The organism is uncultured Corynebacterium sp. (assembly GCF_902782855.1).
Taxonomy (GTDB): Bacteria; Actinomycetota; Actinomycetes; order Mycobacteriales; family Mycobacteriaceae; genus Corynebacterium.
Map to the genome: position 1 here is coordinate 1 of NZ_CACZOO010000194.1, position 6829 is coordinate 6829.

4 protein-coding genes and 2 tRNA genes are annotated in these 6829 nt (G+C 69.2%); all 6 read left to right on the forward strand.

Annotated features, from left to right (window positions below):
- Positions 1 to 649: kinase/pyrophosphorylase (locus QZV72_RS08440; protein WP_297007282.1), on the forward strand; the 649-nt coding region annotated here is incomplete at its 5' end.
- A gap of 23 nt (positions 650 to 672) precedes the next feature.
- Positions 673 to 3090: a phosphoenolpyruvate synthase gene (gene ppsA / locus QZV72_RS08445; RefSeq protein WP_297007283.1), complete on the forward strand. Its 2418-nt coding sequence runs from the start codon at positions 673 to 675 to the stop codon at positions 3088 to 3090.
- A gap of 59 nt (positions 3091 to 3149) precedes the next feature.
- Positions 3150 to 5387 (forward strand): aminodeoxychorismate synthase component I, encoded by a 2238-nt coding sequence (gene pabB, locus QZV72_RS08450; protein ID WP_297007286.1) that lies wholly within the window; start codon positions 3150 to 3152, stop codon positions 5385 to 5387.
- Between the two features lie 5 nt (positions 5388 to 5392).
- Positions 5393 to 6205 (forward strand): YggS family pyridoxal phosphate-dependent enzyme, encoded by an 813-nt coding sequence (locus tag QZV72_RS08455; protein ID WP_297007288.1) that lies wholly within the window; start codon positions 5393 to 5395, stop codon positions 6203 to 6205.
- Between the two features lie 133 nt (positions 6206 to 6338).
- Positions 6339 to 6411: transfer RNA gene (locus tag QZV72_RS08460), tRNA-Glu, on the forward strand.
- A 30-nt stretch (positions 6412 to 6441) separates the two neighbouring features.
- Positions 6442 to 6515: transfer RNA gene (locus tag QZV72_RS08465), tRNA-Asp, on the forward strand.
- The last annotated feature ends 314 nt before the right edge of the window (positions 6516 to 6829 follow it).

The window sequence follows — 6829 nt, forward strand, 5'->3', positions numbered from 1 at the left end:
CGGCACCACCGGGGCCGGCGGCCCGGCACCCCTGATCTTCCTCACCGTCCGTGGTACCGCTGTGGCCGCTGAGCTCAGCAAAGCCCCCGGCGAGGTCATCGACCTCCTCGGCACACACCTCGCCCGTCTCGAGGACATCCTCGGTACCGAACGCTCCGGCACCGCCACCGCCTACCACCGCGTCGGCGATCTGGCGCGCTACCACGACCGGATTGACGCGGTGGAGTTCTCCATCGCCCACGACGACGCCGCCGACTTCCGCCACCTCGACCGTGCGGACCTCATCCTTCTGGCCCCGTCGCGCTGCGGCAAGACCCCCACCGCCATGTACCTCGCCCTGCAGCACGGCCTACGGGTCGCCAACTACCCGCTCACCGAGGACGACCGACCCGGTGAACTGCCCGGCGCACTGATCCCCTACACCGGTCGCCTCTTCGGCCTGACCACCACCGCCCAGCGGCTCAGCGAGGTCCGTGGTGAACGAAGACCGGGCAGCGGATATGCCAGTCTCGCGCGCTGCCGCACCGAACTGCGTGAGGCTGAACGGCTCTACCGGGCCCACCGCATCCCCTTCATCGACTCCCACGCCATGAGTGTGGAGGAGATGGCCAGCATCATTCTCACCACCATGGACCTGCGCCACACCTGAGCAGGAAACGAAAGGACCACACCATGTCCAGTAGCAGCACAGCCAACGTCATCCCCTTCGACCGCCTCGGCATGGACGACGTCCCCCGCGTCGGCGGCAAGAACGCCTCCCTCGGTGAGATGGTCGTCCACCTCGCCGACGCGGGGGTCCGCGTACCCGGTGGTTTCGCCACCACCGCCGACGCCTACCGGGGCTTCCTCGCCGTCGACGGCCTCGACCGGAGAATCAGTGCACTCCTCGCGGACCTCGACGTCGAGGACGTCAACGAACTGACCAGACGCGGCGAGCAGATCCGCGGCTGGATCCTCGCCCAGCCGTTCCCCGAGGCACTTGAACGGGACATCCGGGACAACTACGCCCGGCTCGTCGACAACGATCCCCACCCCGACCAGGTCACCTGGGCCGTCCGGTCCAGCGCCACCGCCGAGGACCTGCCGGACGCCTCCTTCGCCGGGCAGCAGGAGACCTACCTCAACATCGGCGGCATCGACAACATCCTCGAGGCCGTGAAGTGGGTCTTCGCGTCCCTCTACAACGACCGTGCGATCGCCTACCGCGTCCACCACGGTTTCGACCATGACGATGTCGCCCTGTCCGCCGGTGTGCAGCGCATGGTCCGTACCGACATCGGCGCGTCCGGTGTGATGTTCACCGTCGACACCGAATCCGGATTCGACCGTGCAGTCTTCGTCACCGCCGCCTACGGGCTCGGCGAAGCTGTGGTCCAGGGTGCGGTGAACCCGGACGAGTTCTACGTCTCCAAGCCCGCGGTACGCGACGGTCGGACCGGGAGGGACGCCGTGCTCTCCCGCACCGTCGGCGACAAGGCCGTCGCGATGCGTTACGCCGACGGCAACGGCATCGAGACCGCCACCCGTTGGGAGGACGTCGCCGACGGGGACCGCGTCCGGTTCAGCGTCACCGATGAGCAGGTCACCGAACTCGCCCGCCACGCCGTCGCCATCGAGGACCACTACGGCCGCCCGATGGACATCGAGTGGGGCCTCGACGGTCTCGACGGAGGGCTCTACATCCTCCAGGCCCGCCCGGAGACGGTCGTGTCGCGCCGGGAGGGGCAGACCCTGTCCCGTTTCGAGTTCGACGCGGACGCCACCCGCGACGCCGAGGTCCTCGTCGAGGGACGCTCCATCGGCCAGCGCGTCGGCGCCGGCCCGGTGCGGGTGCTGCGCTCCCTCAGGGACATGGACAAGATGCGGACCGGTGACGTGCTCGTCGCCGAGATCACCGACCCTGACTGGGAGCCGGTGATGAAGCGGGCCTCGGCGATCATCACCGAACGCGGTGGCCGTACCTGCCATGCCGCGATCATCGCCCGCGAACTGGGCGTCCCCGCCATCGTCGGCACCGGGGACGCCACCACGGTGCTCACCGACGGTGAGGACGTGACCGTCTCCTGCGCCGAGGGCGACACCGGCCGGGCGTACCGCGGCATCCTGCCGTTCGAGGAGAAGACCACGGACCTCGGTGAGATGCCGGAGATCCCGGTGAAACTGATGATGAACGTCGCCACCCCCGACCAGGCCTTCGCCTTCTCCGCGCTGCCGAACAACGGCGTGGGCCTGGCACGGATGGAGTTCATCATCAACCGGCAGATCGGCGTGCACCCGAAGGCGCTGCTGGAGCGGGACACCCTGCCCGACGACCTGAGGGGGCAGATCGACCGGATCATCGCCGCCTACCCCGATCCGCGGGAGTTCTTCATCCGGCGCGTCGTCGAGGGGGTCTCCACCATCGCCGCGGCGTTCGCGCCGAAGCCGGTGATCGTGCGGCTGTCGGACTTCAAGACCAACGAGTACGCCAACCTCATCGCCGGTGACCGCTACGAGCCGGACGAGGAGAACCCGATGCTCGGCTACCGCGGTGCCGCCCGGTACGTCTCCGAGGAGTTCCGTGACTGCTTCGCGATGGAGTGTGAGGCGCTGCGCCGGGTGCGTGAGGACATGGGGCTGGACAACGTGAGGATCATGGTCCCGTTCGTCCGCACCGTGCCCGAGCTCGACGAGGTGCTCGAGGTCATGGCGTCCCACGGGCTGAAGCGTGGTGAGGGCGCGGGCGAGAACGGCCTGCAGATCGTCATGATGTGCGAGGTCCCCTCGAACTACCTGCTCGCCGACGAGTTCCTCGACCGGGTCGACGGCTTCTCCATCGGCTCCAATGACATGACGCAGCTGGTGCTCGGCGTGGACCGTGACTCCGGACTCGTCGCCCACGACTTCGACGAACGCAACCCCGCGGTGCTCAAGGTGCTCGCTTCGGCGGTCAAGGCCTGCACCGACCGCGGCAAGTACGTCGGCATCTGCGGTCAAGGACCCTCCGACCACCCGGACCTCGCCGCATGGCTGGTGGAGCAGGGCATCGGGTCGATGTCGCTCACCCCGGACACCGTGGTGCAGACCTGGTTGTCACTGGCAGGGGAGTAGCCGGTCACGCCGGGGGCGGCCCGCCGGAGTGGGCGGGTGCGGCCGGTAGTCTCGGCGGCATGATCAGGACGCTGCTCGTCGACAACCACGACTCCTTCACCTTCAACCTCGTCCACGACCTCATCCGGGTCAACGGTGGGGAGCCCGTCGTCATCCCCAACGACTGGGAGCGCTGGGACGCTGAGGGCACCACCCTGCTCGACCGCGTCGACAACATCGTCATCTCACCGGGGCCGGGAACCCCCCTGAACCCCGCCGACGTCGGCATCGGGCCGGCCGTCATCGCCGCCGCCGTCGAGCGACGCATCCCGGTCCTGGGGATCTGCCTCGGCCTCCAGCTCATCGCCCACCTCTACGGCGGCTCCGTCGGCCCCGCCCCCACGCCGGTGCACGGGGTGTCGTCCCGGATCAGCCATGCCGGCCGCGACATCTTCCGCGGTGTCCCCTCGCCCTTCGAGGCGGTGCGCTACCACTCGCTGGCCGTCACCGACCTCCCCGGCACCGTCACCGTGGACGCCCGCAGCGAGGACGGTACCGTCATGGGGCTCAGTGTCCCCGGGAAACTCCTCTGGGGGGTGCAGTTCCACCCCGAGTCGGTGAAAACCGGGCACGGGGCCGAACTGCTCGCCAACTTCGCTGAACTGACCCGTGAACACGGTCGCATCCGCAAGGTCCGGGACAGGATCGTCCCACTCACGGGACTCGCCCCCGCCACGACCCGCCGGTTCGCGCAGGACCTCTTCCGCACCATGTACGGGCACCCCCGTACCGCGCCCGCCGTCTGGCTCGACGGCAATGCCACCGACGACCCCCGCGCGAGGTTCTCGGTGATGGGGTCCGCCGGCGGGGGACACGCCGGCCCGTCTGCCCGGATCCTCACCGCCGACGTTGACGCCGGGACCGTCACCGTCAGCCGCGGCGGCACCACCCGGACCGAGCGGGCGGATGTCCTGGACTGGCTGCGGTCGGACCTGGAGCGGTGGAACATCCGCGGTGGCGGACTCGACGACGACCTCGCCGGTGAACCGCCGTTCGCCTTCCGCCTCGGGTGGGTCGGCGTTCTCGGGTACGGCGTGAAGGCGCAGTGCTGTCCGGGGGAGGGCGGGCCGAACCGTCACTCCGCGGCCTCCGTCGGTCAACCCGACGCCGCCCTCGTCTTCCTCGACCGGGCCGTGGTCATCGACCACGACCGCTCCGAGGTGCACCTGCTGACCCTCGACCGTCCGCTGGAGCGGGACGCGGGACCGTGGGCGACCGCCGACGAGACCGCCTGGGTCGAGATGACCGCCGCAGTGGTGCGCAGGCTGGCGGACGCGACAGAGACCGGGGACGCGGAGACCGGGGACGCAAAGACCGGGGACGCGGTCACCGGCGCCGAGCCGGTCACTGAGCCGGTCACTGAGCCGGTCACCGAGCGGGTCTCTGTACCGGGCTCTGTGCCGGGCTCTGTGCCGGTCGCACCGCACGTCTCCGCAGCCCTCACCTTCCACGACCGGTCGGGGTACACCACGAAGGTCCGGCGGATCCAGGATCTCATCCGTGCCGGGGAGACCTACGAGGCGTGCCTGACCACCACCCTGGACGTCACCTCCACCGCGGACACGCTCGACCTCTATGCGGCGCTGCGGCGCGACAACCCCGCCCCCTTCGCATCCTATCTGCGGCTACCGGGGCTGACGGTCATGTCCACCTCGCCGGAGCGGTTCCTCAGCGTCACCGCCGACGGGGTGGTCACCTCCTCGCCGATCAAGGGCACCCGACCGGTGGGGGACACCGAGGAGGCCGACCTACGGAACCGCGCCGACCTGCAGCGCAGTGAGAAGGACCGGGCGGAGAACCTGATGATCGTCGATCTCGTGCGCCACGACCTCGGCCGGGTCGCCGCGCCGGGCACCGTCCGCGTCCCCGCACTGTTCGACGTCGAGAGTTACGCCACTGTCCATCAGTTGGTCAGTACCGTCACCGCCCGGTTGGCGGACGGCGTCACCGGGGTGGACGCCGTCGCCGCGTCCTTCCCTCCGGGCTCGATGACCGGGGCACCGAAGGAGCGCACGATGCGCATCCTCGAGGATCTGGAGGATGCTCCGCGCGGCGTCTACAGCGGGGCGGTCGGCTACTTCTCGCTCGACGGAGCGGTGGATCTGTCCGTGGTGATCCGCACCCTGGTGGCCACGGGAACCGGTAAGGACCGGCGGTTGACCTACGGCGTCGGCGGGGCGGTGGTCATCCAGTCGGATCCGGACGCCGAGTTCGACGAGACGGTGGTCAAGGCGGAGCCGGTGCGGCGACTAGGCTGAGGGCCGTGACTGACTTCGAGATGCCTGAGACGCCGGGAACGCTGCCGGGGACACTGCCGGGAACACTGCCGGGAACGCTGCCGGGGACACCCGCTGACATCCACACCGAGACCGCCGCGGACTTCCGTGCCCGGTGGGACGCCGTGCGCGCCAGGGTCGACGCGGCAGCCCGGGCCGCGGGACGCGACCCCGCCGAGGTGCGGCTGCTGCCGGTGAGCAAGACCGTGCCTGTCGAGCGGCTGCGTCTCGCCGTCGAGGCCGGGATGACCGAGTTGGCGGAGAACAAACCCCAGGAGATCCAGCGCAAGGTCGCCGACCTCCCCGAGGTCCGGTGGGTGGCGATCGGACACCTGCAGACGAACAAGGCGAGGATCGTGGCAGAGCACGCCGCAGAGTTCCAGGCGCTGGACTCGGTGCGGTTGGCAGGTGCGCTCCAGCGGCGTCTCGGGGCAGTGGCGGACGGGTCGCGCACGTTGGATGTCCTGGTGCAGGTGAACACCTCGGGGGAGGAGTCGAAGACCGGGGCGGCCCCGGAGGAGGTCGACGCGATCATGGATGCGGCCGCGGGCTGTGACCGACTGCGGGTCCGTGGGTTCATGACCGTGGCCGCGCACAGCAGGGACGAGGCCGAGGTGCGGGCCTGCTTCGTGCGGCTGCGGGAGATCCTGGAGCGGGCACGGGAGCGTGCAGTGGTGGATCCGGCGCTGTTGACGGAACTGTCGATGGGGATGTCCGGGGACTTCCCGCTGGCGGTCGCTGAAGGGGCCACCTGTGTGCGCGTCGGTACAGCGCTGTTCGGGGCCCGTGACCACGCGTGAGCGGACGGGACGTGTGATGGTGCTCAATATGCTGGTCACGGTATATTTTTGTGTATGTCCGGGTGGTAGTCTATTCTAAACGAGCTGCCGACCAGAGTGGCCCGGTTACCGGGTTGACTTCGGTAGAGGTAGGGCTCCCATCGTCTAGTGGCCTAGGACTCCGCCCTTTCACGGCGGCAACACGGGTTCGAATCCCGTTGGGAGTACTGTGGAAATGCAGTTTCCATGTTTGATATGGCCCTGTGGCGCAGTTGGTTAGCGCGCCGCCCTGTCACGGCGGAGGTCGCGAGTTCAAGTCTCGTCAGGGTCGCAGGATGGACGGCGGGTCCCACTTCGGTGGGGCCCGCCGTTTCCGCATGCCCGGGGAGGGGCATGCGGCTGACGGGGGTTAATGGTCAGAATGCGTGGATGCCGGGGCAGCTGACGGGCGGACACACCGGGCGGGCTCACCGGGTCGATGTTCCGGGTGGTGGCACCCTGCGGGGTCCTTCCGGCGTCTCCCGGCAACGCCGGGGTTGCGTCCAGAGGGTGGCGGAAAGGCGGAGAACTCCGCTTTCACGTGCTGGTTTGCCGGTGTCCATGATCTCTGTGTAGAGTATCGCCTCGTGCAAGGGACACGCCGAG